This is a genomic window from Leifsonia sp. GW821-FHT13C05 (assembly GCF_058806515.1).
Genome location: NZ_JBXAPT010000001.1, coordinates 940,911 through 958,192, shown reverse-complemented (window position 1 = coordinate 958,192; position 17,282 = coordinate 940,911). Strand labels below are relative to the sequence as shown.

Genomic DNA, 17,282 nt, shown 5'->3' with positions numbered 1-17,282 from the left:
CCGGCTACTCGGCGGGGAGCAGCTGGGCGACGCGCACGATGCGACGGCGCGCCACGGCGATGGCCGAGATGGCGAACCCGACAGCCGCCCAGAGCAGGAGCGCTCCGAGGCCGCGCCAGACGCCGTCCGTCGACTCGACGACGCCGCGGAACGCCGTGATCGCCGCCGAGGTGGGCATCCACTGCACCGCGCTGGAGAAGAACCCGGGCACGGTCGACACGATCCCGGATGCGAGGGTCACCACCACCACGAGCATCGAGACGAACCGCCCGACGCCGCCGAGCAGGGCGACCAGCCCGTGGTTCACAGCGGCGAATGCCACGCCCACCGCCACCGCCACCCCGGCGAAGCCGAACCAGTGGCCCACGTCGAGACCGAGCGCGAACTGCATCACGCCGGCTACGAAGACGCCCTGGATCGCGCCGATCGCCGCGGCGGGCAGGAACCCGTCGAGCGCGATGCGACCGGAGGCGCGCGTCGTCAGCAGTGCGCGGCGGGAGACCGCCTGCAGCACCAGGAACGTCGCGAGGGCGCCGAGCCAGAGCGCGACGGCGCCGAACAACGGGATGCTGGTCTGCCCGAATCCGCTCGTGCCTTCACTGTTCTGCGTGACCGGCTGTGAGGCGACCGTCGCCAGGTTGGAGCGCTCGTCGCTCGAATAGTTCGGCAGCTTGTCCGCCGCCTCCTTCAGCCCGGAGGCGAGGGATGCCGTGCCTGCGCTGGTCTGGTCCGCCCCGGTCGCGAGCCCGGCGACGCCCGTCGCGAGCTGCTGCGTGCCGCTCGCGAGCGACGACGCTCCCGACGCGGACTGCGACGCGCCCGAGGCGAGCTGGCTTGCACCGGATGCGCTCTGGTCGATCCCGGCGGTGAGCGCAGGCATCCCCGCTGCCAGCTGCTGGGTGCCGGCGGCGACGGAACCCGCCGCATCCACCAGACTGGGGGAGCCGCCCTGGCCGGTGGTCATGCCGGCGATGGTCTGGCTGATGCCCGCGCAGATCGGGTCGTTCGGGCCGTGGACGGCCGCGCATCCCGCTGCCAGCTTCTGCAGCCCGGCGACGGTGGCGTTCACACCGCTCGACACCCCGGCCGTTCCCGCGGCGAGCTGCTGGGTCTGCTCGGGGAGTGCTGCGGTCTGCTGCTGCAGTGTGGTCAGGCCGCCGGCGAGCGAGGCGACGCCGTCGGAGAGCTGGCCGACGCCGCTCGAGAGCGCTGAGGCCCCGGACGCCAGCTGACTGGATGCGTCACTCAATTGGTGCGCGCCGGACGCCAGCTGCGACGCCCCGCCGGACAGCTCGGTCGCCCCGCTCGCGGCCTTAGCGATCTGGTCGTGCAGCGTGTTGAAGCCGACGTAGACGTTCTCCAGGTAGGTGGAGGTGAGCTGCGTGTTCAGCACGGAGGTCGCCGTGGTGGTCACGGCCTGGCTGATCGCGGGGTCGACGAGCTTCGACTTCTCGCTGGTCTGCACGTCGATGGTCGCCTGTTCGGCGTCGGCCGCAGAGCCGGACGGCGACGTCGCGGCCTTCGAGAAGTCCTTGGGGATGGTCACGACCGAGACGTACGTCCCGTCGGCGAGCCCGGCGTCTGCGTCCTTCTTGTCGGTGAGCACCCAGCTGTAGTTGTCCGACTTCCCGTTGAGGAGTCCGGCGGACAGCTGTCGCCCGAGCGGGACGGTCTGGCCGTTGATCTCCACCGGCTGGTCGAGGTTGACGACGGCCGCCTTCACATCGCTGAGGCGCTCGGTCGGGTTCCAGAGCGCCCAGACGAGCAGGCCGCCGATCACCAGCGGCACCAGCAGCAGACCGGCGATGGTGAGCCAGGTGACGCGCTTGTCGGAACGCATCCGTTCCAGGGAGAACAGCGAGCGCGGGCGGCGGAGCGGCGTGGTCGGGGAAGTCGGGGTGGTCATCGGACGATCGCCTTCTCGGTGGTGCTGTCTACGGGGTGTGCGGGGGCGGAGTGCTGGTGCACGGCGTGGTCGGCTGCGAGATGTTCGCCGCTGTCCGGTCGGTCCGTCCTGCCGAGCGAGGTCGGCACGACGCTGTCCGGAAGCAGGTCGTCGAGTTCGGCGGGATCGACGCAGCTGACGACGATGGCGAACGGCCGCTCGTCGTCCCGTGCGCGGTTGACCGCGTCGGAGAGCTCGTACCGGATGCGCCGGCGCTCCACCGGGTCTGTCACCGCATCGACGGCGTCGAGCGCGAGCAACTGCGGGTGACCGGCGAGCGCGTTCCGCACGTCGTGCACGGGCGTCTCCGAGGTGCCGAGGCGCACGACGGCGGTGCGGGAGCGCACGCCGGCCGCGCGGGTCGGCAGGACGAAGCCGGCCACCTTGATCGTGCCGGCATCCGGTTTGGTGCGTCCGGTGATCACCATCAGCAGCGCGAGGGACGCCGTGCGGTCGTCGCCCTGCACGACCAGGACCTCGCCATCCGTGAGGCGGAACGACACGTCGGAGAACAGCGGCCGCTTCTTGGCGCTGATGGTCAGTCCGTCCGCTGCCGCGATGTAACGGCCGCCCGGCTCCGGCCAGTCGGCAAGGTCGAGCTCCTTCTGCAGGCCGTCGCCCTCCACGTCGAACGACGGCAGGATGCGGTCGAGCCAGCGCGGCATCCACCAGGCCTTCTCGCCGAGCAGCTGCAGCACCGCGGGCACCAGCGTCATCCGCACGATGAACGCGTCGACGAAGACGCCGACGGCGAGCCCGAGCGCGATCGGCTTGATCGACGTGTCGCCCTCGGGGACGAACGCGGCGAACACCGAGATCATGATGATCGCGGCGGCGGTCACCACCTTCGCCGACCCGACGAACCCGCTCTCGACCGCGCGCCTGGCGTTGCCGCCGTGCACGTAGTCCTCCCGGATGCGGCTGACCAGGAACACCTCGTAGTCCATCGCGAGCCCGAACAGCACGCCCATCAGGATGATCGGCATGAAGCTGATCACCGGCCCCGTCTTCGCGACGTTGAGCGCGTCGGACAGCCAGCCCCACTCGAACACGACCGTCACGGCGCCGAACGCCGCGCCGACCGAGAGCAGGTAGCCGAGCGCCGCCTTGATCGGCACGGCGATCGACCGGAACACCATCGTCAGCAGCACCAGCGAGAGCCCGACCACCAGGATCCCGAACGGCAGCAGGGCGCCGCCCAGCCTGTCCGACACGTCGATCTGCGCCGCCGTGTTGCCGGTGACCTTGAGGTCGACGCCGTACTCGTCGAGGAAGTGCTGGTGCTTCGCCCGGATGTCCGAGACGAGCTGCGCCGTCTTCTCCGAGTCTGGACCGGTGGTCGGGATGACCTGCACGATGCCGGTGTCCGCCGTCTGGTTCGGGGTCGCGAGCGGCACGGCGGCGACGCCGGGGAGGTCGGCGAGCTCGTCGCCGATCTTCGTCATCAGTCCGACGGGGTCCGTGCTGGAGATGATCGAGCCCGTGACGATCAACGGTCCGTTGTATCCCGGGCCGAAGTGCTCGGAGATGAGGTCGTATGCGATGCGCGCCGGGTCGTCCTCGGCGTGCGAGCCGGCGTCCGGGAGGGCGAGCCTCAGCTGGGCGGCGGGGATCGTGGCGACACCGAGGATGGCGATGACGCCCACGATGGTGACGATCGGGAACCGCGTGACCGCCCGCACCCAGCCGCGGAAGAACCCCGGAGGGACGTCGGCCTTGGCCGCGTGCGCGAGGGTCGGCGCCGTGGCGCTGGGGACGGGTTCGTGCGTCTCGGGTGCTGCGCTTGTCGCCGCTGCGCCGGATGCGGCTCCCGCCCCGGATGCGCCCGCCGCCTTCGCCGCGCGCCGCGACGCCCGCTTCGCCGCACGCCGTCCCGGCGTGATCCTCGCGCCGGCGAAGCCGAGCAGAGCGGGGGTGAGTGACAGCGAGATCAGCACCGCGATGGCGACCGCCGCCGACGCCGCGATGCCCATCGTGGTCAGGAACGGGATGTTCGCCACCGACAGCCCGACGAGCGCGATGATGACCGTGATCCCGGCGAACAGCACCGCGGACCCCGCCGTCGCGACCGAGCGGGCGGCGGACTCTTCCGGATCGACGCCGGCCTTCAGCTGACTCTGATGCCGGGAGATGATGAACAGCGAGTAGTCGATCCCGACCGCGAGCCCCAGCATGAGGGCGAGCAGCGGCGTCGTCGAGGAGATCGGCCCGAACAGCGTCGCGATGAAGATGAGCGCCATCGACAGCCCGACGCCGAGCAGCGCCGTGAGCAGCGGCATCCCCGCCGCCAGGAACGATCCGAAGGTGAGGATCAGGACGACGAGGGCGATGCCCACGCCGAGCAGCTCCGTGACACTGAGCGTCGGCAGGCTCTGCGAGAACAGCTGCCCGCCCACGGCGACCTGGGACCCATCCGGAAGCTGCTTCTGGAGGTCGGCCCCCGCATCCTGCAGTGCCGTCTTGGTCTCGGCGGGAACGGTGGTGATCTGGCCTTTCAACTGCACGGTGACGATGGCGGCGGACCCGTCGTCGGAGATGGAGCCCTTCACCTGCTTGCTGTACGGGGAGGTGACGCCCGCGACGCCGTCGAGCTTCGCGAGGTCGGTCACGGCGGCGTCGACGGGCTGCTTCACGGACGCGTCGGTGACCGACTCGCCCTTCGGAGCGACGACGACGAGCTGCGCCGACGTGCCGCTGACCTGCGGGAACGTGCGGCTGAGGGTGTCGAGGGCTTCCTGCGACTCCGTGCCGGGGATGCTGAACGAGTTGTCCGTGCCTTGGTTGAAGAGCACGGCGCCGCCGCCGAGGGCGACGAGGAGGACGATCCACAGGGAGACGACGAGCTTGCGGGCACGAAACGCCCAGCGGCCGATCGAATACAGAATCGAGGACACGCGTTCTCCTACATAATCGGCTACAGATCCAGTACGGGGGTTCGATACACCGTTGTATCCGATACCCGAATGTATCCGATACACTCGTGTATCTGGAACTCGATTCAGGAAGGTTTCAGCTTGGAAACGACAGCTCTCAGAGACGAAGCGCCGGCCGAGTCGGCGCGCCGCCAGAAGACCCGCTCCCGCCTGCTCGACGCGGCCTTCGATATCTTCGCCGAGCACGGCGTCCACGCGGCCAGCGTCGAGATGATCACCGAGGCGGCCGGCTTCACCCGCGGCGCTTTCTACTCCAACTTCTCCACCAAGGAGGAGCTGTTCTTCGCGCTGATGGAGCGCGAGAAGACCATGCGCATCGAACAGCTGAACGCCGGTGTCGCGCAATACCTGGCGCCCAAGGTCGGAGACGGTGTGACCATCGGCGACGACGACGTCGTCGACATCGTCGCCAAGGTGCTCGAACTGCAGTCCGACGACCGTCGCTGGTGGCTCGTCCAGTCCGAGTTCCTGCTCCTCGCGATGCGCGACCCCGCCATCGCAGCCGATTTCGTCCGCTACCAGGACGGCTTCTTCTCCGAACTCACCGAGATTGTCGAGGCAGCACTCGAGACGGCCCACCGCCGCTTCACCATCGCGCCGGAGGAAGCGGTGCGCGTCATCGCCGAACTCTGCGCGAACGCCGAGGCGAGGGCACTACTCACCGGAGACGAGCGCGCCTTCTCCGAGCGCCTGTCGGCCAGCGTGCCCGCGGTGCTGCTGGCGCTGACCGAGCGGGTGTGAGGCACAGCGCACACTGAGCCCAGCCACGGCGGACGTCGAGCGGGCGCCAAGGATGCGCAGGTAACGTTGATCGGATGCGACGCAGAGCCATCGTCATCCCGATCATCGCCGTGGTCGTCGTCGGCGTGCTCGCCGGCGCAGCGGCCTTCGCGTGGTCGGCGACCTCGAACGCGCGTCACGACTCCCAGGACGGCCGCCCCGTCGCCGCGCGCGAGACGCCGACGCCCACGCCCACCGTCGACCCGTTCCCGGATGAGCCGCTCACCCCGGAGACCCGCTATGTCGCGCTCGGCGACTCGTTCGCGGCCGGGATGGGCGCGGGCGGCGAGACGGGCAAGTGCGTGAGCAGTACGAAGAGCTACCCGGACGTGTTCGCCGAGGAGTCCGGCGTCGACCTGATCGCGAATGCGTCGTGCAGCGGCGCCACCACGTCCGATCTGCTCAAGCGTCAGCTGATCGCCCTCGACGACCGCACTGATCTCGTCACCCTCAGCATCGGGGGCAACGATCTCGGCGTCGCGGACATCGCGTCCGACTGTGCGGCGGGCAAGGCCATCCCGTGCCGCAACGAACTGTCGAGCGCGCTCTCCCTGCTGAACGTGCTTCCCGACCGGCTGGATGCGGTCTACGCGGCGGTCGCGAAGGCCGCGCCGAACGCGCGCATCGTCGTCACCGGATACGCGGTCATGTACGACGCCTCCGACCCCAACGCCCCGGACTTCGGGATGGCGGCCGCCATCAACGCGGCGACCATCGGCCTCAACGAGGTCATCCGCACCGCGGTCGACGAGCAGAGGGCGAAAGGCGTGCCGATGACGTTCGTCGGCGTCGACTTCGATGGGCACGGCATCGGCAACAAGAACCCGTGGGTCAACACCTCGGGGTTCGCCGCCTTCCACCCGACGGCCGCCGGATACCGGGAGTACGCGCGGGCGCTCGTCAGGACGCTGGGGAAGGCGCAGTAGCCGACCCCGTGTTCTCGCGGGCGAACGCGGCGGTCTCGCGGAGCATCCCGAGCCGTTCGTCGTCGGTGCGCGCCTTGCGGGTGTTGACCTCGGCGACGATGCTGCCCGACCAGCGGCGGCCGGCGAGCATCCTGAGCACCTCGGCGACCGGTTCGCCGCCGTGGCCGGGGAGGAGGTGCTCGTCGAACACGCGGTTCTCGTCGAGCGGGCCCGACCCGTCGCAGAGGTGGACGTGGCGCAGACGGTCGCCGAGTTCGGTGGCCAGGGCGAGGGAGTCGACGCCGCTCAGCGCGGCGTGCGAGAAGTCGAGCGTGACCGCGTCGCAGTCCATGGCCGCCGGGTTCCAGCCGGGGGAGTACGCGGCGAGCGCCCTGCCTGCCAGCTTCCACGGGAACATGTTCTCCACCGCGATGCTGACGCCGCTCGCGTCGGCGGTCTCGCGGACGATCGCCAGGAAGTCCTCCGCGTAGCCGGACTGCCAGCGGAACGGTGGATGCACGACCACGGTGTCCGCGCCGACCGCCGCCGCCAGCTCGGCCGACTTCTCCAGCTTCACGCGCGGGTCGCGGCCCCAGACGAAGTGCGTCAGGAGCAGCACCGGCGCGTGGATGGAGAGGATGGGCATCCGGTAGCTGTCGGAGAGGGCGAGCAGCGCATCCGGGGACTGGGTGGTCTCGTCGCGGGTGACCATCACCTCGACGCCGTCGAAGCCCGCCTCGGCCGCCAGGCGGAAACCGTGCTCGACGGCCAGCGGGTAGACGCACGACGTGCTCATGCCGATTCGCATCACGCGCGACACTGTACCCACGCGCGCTGAACGCAGCATGACCGCCGTGCGAACGCGAGCCGCGCCGCCGCCGGGCCGCCGCCGGGCCGCCGTCGGGCCGCCGCCCCTGGGGAGGGCTAGAACACGCTGGTACCCTGGCATACAGTGCGCAATGGCCGCGACCCGACGGATTGGACACACCATCTCACCCCACCGAACCTCCTCCACCAGCACGGAAACGACGACGGACACCGAGACGTACGATCTCGTCATCGTCTCCAACAGACTCCCCGTCGACCGGGTCACCGACGACGACGGAACGGCCAGCTGGCGGCCGTCTCCCGGGGGACTCGTCGCCGCTCTGGAGCCCGTCATGCGGGCGGAGGACGGCGTCTGGATCGGCTGGGCGGGCGTCGCGGACGAGGACATCGACCCGTTCGAGGCGGACGGCATCAACATCCTGCCCGTGCGCCTCAGCGAGCAGGACCTGCAGGAGTACTACGAGGGCTTCTCCAACGACACCCTCTGGCCGCTCTACCACGACGTGATCGCGCAGCCGAGCTTCCACCGCGAGTGGTGGGACACCTACGTGAAGGTCAACCAGCGCTTCGCCGATGCCGCCGCCGCCGTGTCGGCGAAGGGCGCCGTTGTCTGGGTGCACGACTACCAGCTGCAGCTCGTCCCCGCCATGCTGAGGGCGCAGCGCCCTGACCTCGTGATCGGCTTCTTCAACCACATCCCGTTCCCGCCGTACGGCATCTACTCCCAACTGCCGTGGCGCAGGCAGATCATCGACGGCCTGCTCGGCGCGGACGTGATCGGCTTCCAGCGCGTCGCGGACGCCGGGAACTTCTCCCGCGCCGTCCGGCGCCTGAAGGGCTACGAGACGCGCGGCCCGATCATCGAGGTGCCGATCGACACCGACGATCCGGATGCCGGGTCGCACCGTCACGTGACCACCAACAAGCACGGGGGACTGGCCCGGACCGTCCTCGCCAGGCAGTTCCCGATCTCGATCGACGCCGAGCGGTACCAGGAGCTGGCGAAGCGGCCGGAGATCCAGGAGCGCGCCAGGCAGATCAGGGAAGAGCTCGGCAACCCGGAGAAGATCCTGCTCGGCGTCGACCGACTCGACTACACCAAGGGCATCGGGCACAGGCTCAAGGCGTTCGGCGAACTCCTCGCGGAGGGCAAGCTCGACTCGGAGCACGTCACGCTCGTGCAGGTCGCCAGCCCCAGCCGCGAGCGCGTCGAGACGTATATGCAGCTGCGCGACGAGATCGAGCTGACCGTCGGCCGCATCAACGGCGACTACTCCACCCTCGGCCACACCGCGATTGCCTACCTGCACCACGGCTACCCGCGCGAGGAGATGGTCGCCCTCTACCTCGCGGCAGACGTGATGCTGGTCACCGCCCTCCGCGACGGGATGAACCTGGTCGCGAAGGAGTACGTCGCCACCCGCGCGGACGACGACGGCGTGCTGGTGCTCAGCGAATTCGCCGGGGCGTCGGACGAACTGCGCCAGGCGCTCCTCATCAACCCGCACGACATCGAGGGGCTGAAGGAGACCATCCAGCAGGCGATCGCGATGCCGAGGAGGGAGAGGACACGCAGGATGCGCGCCCTGCGCAAGCGCGTCCTCACCAACGATGTGGCCAAGTGGTCCGCATCCTTCCTGGATGCTCTGACGCGCAGCGCGCACGGAGACCACCCGTTGCAGAACCCGCCCGTCAACCGGCGCTGACCGGCGCGTATCCAGCCGCAGTATCACCTGAGAAAGAAGCATGACAGAGACAGCCCCCGCAACACCGTCCGCCTCCGCCGTCGCCCTCGTCGACGCCCTCCGCGCGTTCGCGTCGGAGGAGCGCGTCCTCCTCGCCCTCGACTTCGACGGCACGCTCGCGCCGTTCGTCGACCGTCCCAAGGCGGCCAGGATGCTCCCGCAGGCCAAGGAGGCGCTCGACAGGCTCGAAGCCCTGCCGAACACCTGGGTCGCGTACATCTCCGGCCGACCGCTGTCGAGCCTCGAGATCGTGACGGAGGCCGATCCGGATGCGCTGCTCATCGGCTCGCACGGCGTCGAGATCCGGTTCGGCCGCGACGGCGTATCGCTCGACCTCAGCATCGACGAGCAGGAGACGCTGCAGAAGCTCGGAGACGTGCTCGGCGCGCTCGTGTCGTCCACGGAGGGAACGCGCCTGGAGACCAAGCCCGTCGGCTACGGCGTCCACTACCGGCTGCTCGGCGAGGAGGAGGGCAAGAAGGTGGTCGAGGCCGCGTACGCCGCTGCCGCCTCGGTCAGCGACAAGCTCACCGTCCGCGACGGCAAGGACATCATCGAGTTCTCGGTGCGCGGCGCCAACAAGGGCGACGGCATCGAGCGCCTGCGCGAGTACACGAAGGCGACGGCCGTGCTGTTCGCCGGAGACGACGTGACGGACGAGGACGGCTTCGCGGTGCTCCGCCCGGGCGCCGGAGACGTCGGCATCAAGGTGGGAGAAGGGGAGACGGCAGCGCAGTTCCGCCTCGCCGACGAGACCGCCGTCGCGACGATGCTGAGCCTGCTCGCGGACGCCAGGCAGTCCTCCACAGCCTGACCTCTTCGCGGGTTATCCACCGGTCTCGGTCATATGTTCAGAGCGGCATCCCGAACGTCCTAGAGTTGATCCATGCCAGACATCGATTGGAAACCGCGTTCGCGCGTCGTCACCGACGGAATCGAAGCAACCACGAGCCGCGGGATGCTTCGGGCTGTCGGAATGGGCGACGCCGACTGGGAGAAGCCGCAGATCGGAATCGCGAGCTCCTGGAACGAGATCACCCCCTGCAACCTGTCGCTCGACCGCCTCGCACAGGGCGCGAAAGAGGGCGTCCACTCCGGTGGCGGATACCCGCTGCAGTTCGGCACGATCTCCGTCTCCGACGGCATTTCGATGGGCCACGAGGGCATGCACTTCTCCCTCGTCTCGCGTGAGGTCATCGCTGACTCCGTCGAGACCGTCATGATGGCGGAACGCCTCGACGGCACCGTCCTGCTCGCCGGCTGCGACAAGTCGCTCCCCGGCATGCTGATGGCCGCGGCGCGTCTCGACCTCTCCGCCGTCTTCCTCTACGCGGGCTCGATCGCCCCCGGCTGGGTCAAGCTCTCCGACGGCACGGAGAAGGACGTCACGATCATCGACTCCTTCGAGGCCGTCGGCGCCTGCAAGGCGGGCAAGATGAGCGAAGAAGACCTCAAGCGCATCGAGTGCGCCATCGCCCCGGGCGAGGGTGCCTGTGGCGGCATGTACACCGCCAACACCATGGCCTCCGTCGCAGAGGCGCTCGGCATGAGCCTTCCCGGCTCGGCAGCGCCGCCCTCGGCAGACCGCCGCCGCGACTACTTCGCCCACCGCTCGGGCGAGGCCGTGGTCAACCTGCTCAAGCTCGGCATCACCGCGCGCGACATCCTCACCAAGAAGGCGTTCGAGAACGCCATCGCGGTGGCCATGGCGTTCGGCGGCTCCACCAACGTCGTGCTCCACCTGCTCGCCATCGCCCGCGAGGCGGAGGTCGACCTCACGATCGACGACTTCAACCGCATCGGAGACAAGGTCCCGCACATCGGCGACCTCAAGCCGTTCGGCAAGTACGTGATGAACGACGTCGACCGTCACGGCGGCGTCCCCGTCGTCATGAAGGCGCTGCTCGACGCCGGTCTCCTGCACGGCGACTGCCTCACCGTCACCGGCAAGACCGTCGCGGAGAACCTCGCGGAGATCAACCCGCCCGCTCCGGACGGCGAGGTCATGCGCAGCCTCGACAACCCCATCCACGCCACCGGCGGCATCACGATCCTCAAGGGGTCGTTCGCTCCGGAGGGCGCCGTCGTCAAGACCGCGGGCTTCGACGCCGAGGTCTTCGAGGGTCCCGCTCGCGTGTTCGAGCGCGAGCGCGGAGCAATGGATGCTCTGACGGAAGGCAAGATCAAGGCCGGCGATGTCGTGGTCATCCGCTACGAGGGCCCGAAGGGCGGCCCGGGGATGCGCGAGATGCTCGCCATCACCGCCGCCATCAAGGGCGCGGGCCTCGGCAAGGATGTACTACTATTGACGGACGGACGATTCTCAGGCGGCACAACCGGCCTCTGCATCGGCCACATAGCACCCGAAGCGGTGGACGCAGGTCCCATCGCCTTCGTGCGCGATGGTGATCTGATACGGGTCGATATCGCGGCTCGCTCCCTCGACCTACTTGTCGATGAGTCAGAGCTGACCGCCCGCCGTGAAGGCTGGGCGCCTCTTCCCCCGCGCTATACCCGTGGCGTTCTCGCGAAGTACTCCAAGCTCGTGCACTCCGCTGCGGAGGGCGCGGTCACGGGGTAGCTCCGCTTCCTCGCATCATCCGTTTCGTACGTAAGGGACTCGCCCACACATGTCCTCGGAACCCAGTTCTCCTAGTACCGTGTTGCCATCCGCGACGCCTGGAAAGGCGTCGCCCGAATCGCTGACGGGCTCCCAGTCCGTCGTCCGTACCCTGGAACTCCTCGGCGTCACCGACGTCTTCGGGCTCCCGGGTGGAGCCATCCTCCCCATCTACGACGCGATCATGGACTCCACCAAGATCCGTCACATCCTGGTCAGGCACGAGCAGGGCGCCGGCCACGCCGCAGAGGGCTACGCCTCGTCGAGCAACAAGGTCGGCGTGGCGATGGCCACCTCCGGTCCCGGAGCGACCAACCTCGTCACGGCCATCATGGACGCCCACATGGACTCGGTCCCCGTGGTGTTCATCACGGGCCAGGTCTTCTCCACCCTGATGGGAACGGATGCGTTCCAGGAGGCGGACATCGTCGGCATCACGATGCCGATCACCAAGCACTCCTTCCTGGTGAAGCGCGCGGAGGACATCCCGTCCACCATCGCAGCGGCGTACCACATCGCGGGAACCGGCCGTCCCGGCCCGGTGCTCGTCGACATCACCAAAGACGCGCAGCAGAACACGGTGCCGTTCATCTGGCCGCCCAAGGTCGACCTGCCCGGCTACCGTCCGATCACCAAGGCGCACGGCAAGCAGATCCTCGCGGCGGCGCAGCTGCTCGCGGAGGCGAAGAAGCCGATCCTCTACGTGGGCGGCGGCGTCATCCGCTCCCGCGCCTCCCAGGAGCTCCTCGAGCTCGCCGAGGTCACCGGGGCGCCCGTCACCACCACGCTGATGGCGCGCGGCGCGTTCCCCGACTCCCACAAGCAGCACCTCGGCATGCCCGGGATGCACGGCACCGTCCCCGCGGTGCTCGCGCTCCAGGAGTCCGACCTCATCGTGTCGCTCGGCGCGCGGTTCGACGACCGCGTCACCGGCAACACCTCGCTGTTCGCTCCGAACGCGAAAGTCGTCCACGTCGATGTCGACCCGGCTGAGATCTCCAAGATCCGGATCGCCGACGTGCCCATCGTCGGCGATGCCAAAGACGTCATCGTCGATCTGACCGCCGCCTTCAAAGAGGCCGCGAAAGACCAGGCGCCCGACACCGTCGAATGGTGGACGTACCTGAACGGGCTCCGCGAGGAGTTCCCGCTCGGGTTCTCGCCGACGACGGACGGCCTGCTCGCCCCGCAGCACATCATCCAGCGGATCGGCGAGCTGACCGGACCGGAGGGCATCTACACCGCCGGGGTCGGCCAGCACCAGATGTGGGCGGCGCAGTTCATCAAGTACGAGCGGCCGAACGCGTGGCTCAACTCGGGTGGGGCAGGCACGATGGGATACTCGGTGCCCGCCGCGATGGGCGCCAAGGTGGCCCAGCCCGACCGCGTGGTGTGGTCGATCGACGGCGACGGCTGCTTCCAGATGACCAATCAGGAACTCGCCACCTGCACGATCAACAACATCCCGATCAAGGTCGCGATCATCAACAACTCGTCGCTCGGCATGGTCCGCCAGTGGCAGACGCTGTTCTACGACGGCCGGTACTCCAACACCGACCTGAACACCGGCCACGACACCGTGCGCGTTCCCGACTTCGTGAAGTTGGCAGAGGCGTACGGCGCTCTCGGAATCCGCGTCACGAAGGAAGAGGAAGTGGATGCGGCGATCAAGCTGGCGCTGGAGACCAACGACCGTCCCGTGGTCATCGACTTCGTCGTGAGCGCGGACGCGATGGTCTGGCCGATGGTTCCGCAGGGCGTCAGCAACAGCTACGTCCAGTACGCCCGCGACCACAGCCCCGCCTTCGGAGAGGAGTAGACATGAGCACGCACGTTCTGAGCCTCCTCGTCGAGGACAAGCCGGGTCTGCTGACCCGTGTCGCCGGTCTGTTCGCACGCCGCGGCTTCAACATCGAATCCCTGGCGGTGGGTACGAGCGAGGTCGACGGCCTCTCCCGCATCACGGTCGTCGTCGACGTCGAAGACCTCCCGCTCGAACAGGTAACCAAGCAGCTGAACAAGCTGATCAACGTCATCAAGATCGTGGAGCTCGACCCTGCGCAGTCCGTGCAACGCGAGCACCTGCTGATCAAGGTGCGCGTCGACAACACCACCCGCTCGCAGGTGCTCGAAGCCGTCAACCTGTTCCGCGCCCGCGTCGTCGACGTGGCCACGGACGCCCTCGTGATCGAGGTCACGGGCGACAGCGGAAAGACCCAGGCGCTGCTCAAGGTGCTCGAACCGTACGGGATCAAGGAGATGGCGCAGTCCGGCCTCCTCGCGATCGGCCGCGGCTCGAAGTCCATCACCGAGCGCGTTTTCAAGAACTAACCGTTTCTGCAGAACCACACGAACAAGGAGAATCCCCCAGTGGCTGAGATCTACTACGACAACGATGCTGACCTGTCGATCATCCAGGGCAAGAAGGTCGCCGTCATCGGCTACGGCTCGCAGGGTCACGCGCACGCGCAGAACCTCCGCGACTCCGGCGTCGAGGTCGTCATCGGCCTCAAGGAGGGCTCGAAGTCGAAGCCCAAGGCCGAAGAGGCAGGCTTCCAGGTCCTGAGCGCCGCGGACGCGGCGAAGTGGGCCGACGTCATCGTCATCCTCGCGCCGGACCAGGTGCAGCGTCACCTCTACGCCGACGACATCCAGCCGAACCTCGAAGAGGGCAACGCGCTCGTCTTCGGCCACGGCTTCAACATCCGCTTCGGCTACATCGAGGCCCCGGAGGGCGTCGACGTCATCATGGTCGCCCCGAAGGGCCCGGGCCACACGGTGCGCCGCGAGTACGAGGCCGGCCGTGGCGTCCCCGTGATCGTCGCCGTCGAGAAGGACGCCACCGGCAACGCGTGGCCCCTCGTCCTCAGCTACGCCAAGGGCATCGGCGGCCTCCGCGCCGGCGGCATCAAGACGACCTTCACCGAGGAGACCGAGACCGACCTGTTCGGTGAGCAGGCCGTGCTCTGCGGCGGTGTCTCGCAGCTCGTCCAGTACGGTTTCGAGACTCTGACCGAGGCGGGCTACCAGCCGCAGGTCGCATACTTCGAGGTGCTGCACGAGCTCAAGCTCATCGTGGACCTGATGTGGGAGGGCGGCATCGCCAAGCAGCGCTGGAGCGTCTCCGACACCGCTGAGTACGGCGACTACGTCTCCGGCCCGCGCGTCATCGACCCGCACGTCAAGGAGAACATGCAGGCCGTTCTCGCCGACATCCAGTCCGGCGCGTTCGCCGAGCGTTTCATCGCCGACCAGGATGCAGGAGCGCCGGAGTTCCTCGCGCTCCGCAAGAAGGGCGAGCAGCACCCGATCGAGGCCACCGGCCGCGAGCTGCGCAAGCTGTTCGCCTGGAACGCGTCGAACGACGACGACTACGTCGACGGCGAGGTCGCGCGCTGATCGTCGCCTAGCGACCGACTGGCTACTCTGAAGAGGTGCCGCTTCCGCTCCGGCGGAGGTCGGCACCTCTTCTGCTTTTCACGCTCTCATCGCGCGCGTTCCGCGCTCACACCCCGGAGGTTCCCGTGTCCCGTCGTCTCGCCGTCGAGATCGCTGTCCAGGACAGGGCGGGCGTTCGCGTCGCCCTGGAGGCGGGCGCCGACCGCATCGAGCTCTGCTCCGCGCTCGGCGTCGGCGGCCTCACGCCCTCCGCCGGCCTCATCGAGGCGGCGGTCGCCGAAGCGCAGAGCGCGGGGCGCGACGGTTTCGTGCACGTCCTGATCCGCCCCCGCGCCGGAGGTTTCGTCTACGACGCCGACGAGGTGGAGCTGGCGCTGGCCGACATCCGCTACGCCAGGCGCGCCGGCGCATCCGGTGTCGTGGTGGGCGCACTGGACGCCGTCGGGGCCGTGGACACGGACGCGTTCGCCCGCTTCGTCGCCGAGGCCGGCGACCTCGACGTCACCTTCCACCGCGCCATCGACATCGCGCCGGACCCTCTCGGCGCCCTTGACACGCTCGCCGCGCTCGGCGTCCGCCGCATCCTGACGTCGGGAGGAGCATCCCGCAGCATCGACGGCGTCGGGATGCTCGCCGCCCTCGCCGCCGAGTCCGCCGGCCGCGTGCAGGTGATGGCAGGCGGGGGAGTCGGCGTCACCGACATCGCAGGCATCGCGGCGACCGGCGTGGATGCGGTGCACCTCTCGGCGCGCACGACCGTGACGGGCTCGCCGTCCGGTCCCGGCGGCGGTGCTGCATCGTACGACGTGACGGACGCCGCGGTCGTGCGGGAGGCGCTGGCCGCCGCGTACTGAGCGGGGGAGCGTGGTTGGCATGGTCAGAGCGGGTAGGTCACCGCGGCCGTGGCGAGCAGCGCGAGCGCCACGACGCCCGGGATCACGCGCAACAGGTGGAACGACACCCAGCGGTCGCGGCGTGCGCGCCAGTCGGGTGGGAGCGTGTCGACGGTCCAGGATTCGATGGTCTTGACGATCGGCACCTCGACCGCAATCGTCACCACCAGGGTGAGCGCCAGGAGCACGAACGCGACGGCACCCAGGATGAGGGTGACCGGGTGTCCGAACGCCGCGACCGCGACCACGGCCGCCACCACGAGCAGCGCGAGCGGCATCAGCACGGTCATCACGGGGGCGAGGTTCGCGCTGAGCCGCGCGACGAGCGGCAGGAGCACGGCAGGCTCGAACGTCGCGATGGTGCGGGTGAGCGCGATCCACGGCCCCCAGTACACGCCGACGACCAACCCCACCAGCACGATGCCGGCCACCAGAAGAGCGGACACGCTTACCCCTTTCGACACTTACAGTGACAGTATAAATATGGTTGCTGTAAAATCAATGGCATGAGCGACCGAACGGTGGTCTGGGACCACGACGACGCGGGGGAGCAGCTCGGCCTCCGCGAGCAGAAGAAGCGCAGGATGCGTCGGCTGCTGTCCGACACCGCCACCGAACTGTTCGTCGAGCGCGGGTTCGCCGCGGTCCAGGTCGCAGAGATCGCCCGCGTCTGCGGCGTCTCCGAGAAGACGGTGTTCAACTACTTCCCCAGCAAAGAGGCCCTGCTGCTCGACCGCGGCGACGCCACCGAGGCCGGACTGCGACGCGCGCTGGCCGACCACACCACCCCGCCCGCAGCCGCGGTCGCGACGATGCTCGACCGGGAACTCGGACGTCTCGCCGACTGGATCGCCGCCCAACCGGACGAGCGCGCGGCGTACGACAAGACCGCCAGGTTCGGCGCCCTCATCGCCGAGACGCCGTCGTTGCGCGCCCACCAGCGCGAGCAACAGGATGCGCTCGTCGCCCTGGCCGCCGGGTCGCTCGCCGCCCGCTACGGCTTCGAAGCCGCCGACCCTGAGCCCCGGATCGCGGCCACGGCGCTCGTCGGGCTGACCGACATCCAGGCCGTCGCCCTGCGCCGCGAACTCGCGGCACGCACGCCGGTCGCGCAACTGCGCGCGGCGGTCGCCGCCGACGTGACCCGCGCATCCACGGTGGTCGCCGCCCTGGACGCGGTGCTCAGGGCGCGCTGACAGTACGATCCAAGCTGTCCCGATGGGCCCGGCGAAGG

The 17,282-nt window shown here is 69.0% G+C and carries 14 protein-coding genes; 10 read left to right on the top strand and 4 right to left on the bottom strand.

The features are described 5' to 3' along the window. Positions 1-4 precede the first annotated feature (4 nt). Both AC1ROC_RS04600 and AC1ROC_RS04595 read right to left on the bottom strand, forming a co-directional pair. On the bottom strand, positions 5-1,906 hold the full coding sequence (locus AC1ROC_RS04600) for a YhgE/Pip domain-containing protein (RefSeq protein ID WP_492998377.1): 1,902 nt from the start codon (positions 1,904-1,906) through the stop codon (positions 5-7). Continuing rightward, positions 1,903-4,839, bottom strand: coding sequence for an MMPL family transporter (locus AC1ROC_RS04595; RefSeq protein ID WP_492998375.1), 2,937 nt, complete (start codon positions 4,837-4,839; stop codon positions 1,903-1,905). Before AC1ROC_RS04595 ends, AC1ROC_RS04600 begins: the two co-directional genes overlap by 4 nt. 120 nt (positions 4,840-4,959) lie before the next feature. Here AC1ROC_RS04595 and AC1ROC_RS04590 point away from each other — a divergent pair, with 120 nt between their 5' ends. Both AC1ROC_RS04590 and AC1ROC_RS04585 read left to right on the top strand, forming a co-directional pair. Further along, positions 4,960-5,619, top strand: a complete 660-nt coding sequence (locus AC1ROC_RS04590; protein WP_492998373.1) for a TetR/AcrR family transcriptional regulator — start codon at positions 4,960-4,962, stop codon at positions 5,617-5,619. 74 nt (positions 5,620-5,693) lie between these two features. Beyond that, positions 5,694-6,584: an SGNH/GDSL hydrolase family protein gene (locus AC1ROC_RS04585; protein ID WP_492998372.1), complete on the top strand. Its 891-nt coding sequence runs from the start codon at positions 5,694-5,696 to the stop codon at positions 6,582-6,584. Here the strand turns inward: AC1ROC_RS04585 and AC1ROC_RS04580 are convergent. Further along, the gene (locus tag AC1ROC_RS04580; RefSeq protein ID WP_492998919.1) at positions 6,559-7,371 is read right to left on the bottom strand and encodes a sugar phosphate isomerase/epimerase family protein; all 813 of its coding nucleotides are present in this window, start codon (positions 7,369-7,371) and stop codon (positions 6,559-6,561) included. The genes AC1ROC_RS04585 and AC1ROC_RS04580 overlap by 26 nt on opposite strands. 151 nt (positions 7,372-7,522) lie before the next feature. On the opposite strand from AC1ROC_RS04580, the gene otsA reads away from it, so the two are divergent. The 7 genes from otsA (at position 7,523) to AC1ROC_RS04545 (ending at position 16,009) form a co-directional block, all read left to right on the top strand. Beyond that, positions 7,523-9,097 (top strand): alpha,alpha-trehalose-phosphate synthase (UDP-forming), encoded by a 1,575-nt coding sequence (gene otsA, locus AC1ROC_RS04575; RefSeq protein ID WP_085370260.1) that lies wholly within the window; start codon positions 7,523-7,525, stop codon positions 9,095-9,097. Between the two features lie 40 nt (positions 9,098-9,137). After that, positions 9,138-9,950: a trehalose-phosphatase gene (otsB, locus tag AC1ROC_RS04570; protein ID WP_492998369.1), complete on the top strand. Its 813-nt coding sequence runs from the start codon at positions 9,138-9,140 to the stop codon at positions 9,948-9,950. Positions 9,951-10,022: 72 nt separating this feature from the next. Beyond that, complete coding sequence (gene ilvD / locus AC1ROC_RS04565) at positions 10,023-11,717, top strand: dihydroxy-acid dehydratase (RefSeq protein WP_085370262.1); 1,695 nt, start codon at positions 10,023-10,025, stop codon at positions 11,715-11,717. 49 nt (positions 11,718-11,766) lie between these two features. Further along, on the top strand, positions 11,767-13,575 hold the full coding sequence (locus AC1ROC_RS04560) for an acetolactate synthase large subunit (RefSeq protein ID WP_247597363.1): 1,809 nt from the start codon (positions 11,767-11,769) through the stop codon (positions 13,573-13,575). Between the two features lie 2 nt (positions 13,576-13,577). Then, complete coding sequence (gene ilvN / locus AC1ROC_RS04555; RefSeq protein ID WP_055892785.1) at positions 13,578-14,087, top strand: acetolactate synthase small subunit; 510 nt, start codon at positions 13,578-13,580, stop codon at positions 14,085-14,087. A gap of 39 nt (positions 14,088-14,126) precedes the next feature. Next, complete coding sequence (gene ilvC, locus AC1ROC_RS04550; protein WP_085370264.1) at positions 14,127-15,155, top strand: ketol-acid reductoisomerase; 1,029 nt, start codon at positions 14,127-14,129, stop codon at positions 15,153-15,155. A gap of 125 nt (positions 15,156-15,280) precedes the next feature. After that, positions 15,281-16,009, top strand: a complete 729-nt coding sequence (locus AC1ROC_RS04545; protein WP_492998365.1) for a copper homeostasis protein CutC — start codon at positions 15,281-15,283, stop codon at positions 16,007-16,009. Positions 16,010-16,032: 23 nt separating this feature from the next. On the opposite strand, the gene AC1ROC_RS04540 is transcribed toward AC1ROC_RS04545, so the two are convergent. After that, positions 16,033-16,494, bottom strand: a complete 462-nt coding sequence (locus AC1ROC_RS04540; RefSeq protein ID WP_085370266.1) for an anthrone oxygenase family protein — start codon at positions 16,492-16,494, stop codon at positions 16,033-16,035. A gap of 60 nt (positions 16,495-16,554) precedes the next feature. Between AC1ROC_RS04540 and AC1ROC_RS04535 the strand changes: the two genes are divergently transcribed. After that, complete coding sequence (locus AC1ROC_RS04535) at positions 16,555-17,244, top strand: TetR/AcrR family transcriptional regulator (RefSeq protein ID WP_492998363.1); 690 nt, start codon at positions 16,555-16,557, stop codon at positions 17,242-17,244. Positions 17,245-17,282 lie beyond the last annotated feature (38 nt).

Coding starts and splice junctions, on each gene's coding strand:
- AC1ROC_RS04600 (WP_492998377.1), bottom strand. CDS start 1,906: ATGACCACCCCGACTTCCCCGACCACGCCGCTCCGCCGCCCGCGCTCG.
- AC1ROC_RS04585 (WP_492998372.1), top strand. CDS start 5,694: ATGCGACGCAGAGCCATCGTCATCCCGATCATCGCCGTGGTCGTCGTC.
- AC1ROC_RS04580 (WP_492998919.1), bottom strand. CDS start 7,371: ATGCGAATCGGCATGAGCACGTCGTGCGTCTACCCGCTGGCCGTCGAG.
- otsA (WP_085370260.1), top strand. CDS start 7,523: ATGGCCGCGACCCGACGGATTGGACACACCATCTCACCCCACCGAACC.
- otsB (WP_492998369.1), top strand. CDS start 9,138: ATGACAGAGACAGCCCCCGCAACACCGTCCGCCTCCGCCGTCGCCCTC.
- ilvD (WP_085370262.1), top strand. CDS start 10,023: ATGCCAGACATCGATTGGAAACCGCGTTCGCGCGTCGTCACCGACGGA.
- AC1ROC_RS04560 (WP_247597363.1), top strand. CDS start 11,767: ATGTCCTCGGAACCCAGTTCTCCTAGTACCGTGTTGCCATCCGCGACG.
- ilvN (WP_055892785.1), top strand. CDS start 13,578: ATGAGCACGCACGTTCTGAGCCTCCTCGTCGAGGACAAGCCGGGTCTG.
- AC1ROC_RS04535 (WP_492998363.1), top strand. CDS start 16,555: ATGAGCGACCGAACGGTGGTCTGGGACCACGACGACGCGGGGGAGCAG.